The organism is Chryseobacterium sp. SIMBA_038 (assembly GCF_046535115.1).
Taxonomy (GTDB): domain Bacteria; phylum Bacteroidota; class Bacteroidia; order Flavobacteriales; family Weeksellaceae; genus Chryseobacterium.
Map to the genome: position 1 here is coordinate 1 of NZ_JAWRXH010000020.1, position 521 is coordinate 521.

General features: G+C 36.9%; 1 protein-coding gene. It reads left to right on the plus strand.

Translation table 11 applies throughout. The annotated features are described in order from the left end of the window. On the plus strand, window positions 1-521 hold a 521-nt coding region (locus SB689_RS22530; protein WP_410694311.1), incomplete at both ends, for a cytochrome d ubiquinol oxidase subunit II.

Here is a 521-nt window from a genome sequence, read left to right on the forward strand (position 1 = left end):
TTTACATTTAGACATTATGATGCCGTAAAAGATAACTGGCAGGTATTATATACTCAGATATTTTACTACGCCAGCCTTTTAACACCTTTGTTTCTAGGATTAATAGCAGCGGCGACCGTTTCGCAATCCATTAATCCTGATGCGACCACTTTTCTGGATCTGTATATTTATAGTTGGCTAAACTGGTTCGGAGTTTCTGTAGGTTTATTTACGGTAGCACTTTGCGCTTATCTTGCTTCCATTTTTTCATTAAGAGAAACTCGTGATAAAGCCGATTTGCTTTTAATGATCAGAAAATCTAAGCAAACCATGATCTTCGTAGTTATTACCGGACTTCTTGTATTTTTAACAGCATATATTTCAGACATCCCTCTTTTAAAGTGGATATTCTCAAAACCTCTGGGCATTATGTCTATTGCTTTTGCTACTATTGCTTTACTGCTTATTCTTAGGGCTATGAACGTACAGAAACTACTTCCTGTACGTGCGCTTGCCGGTTTTCAAATTGTAATGATCCTTGT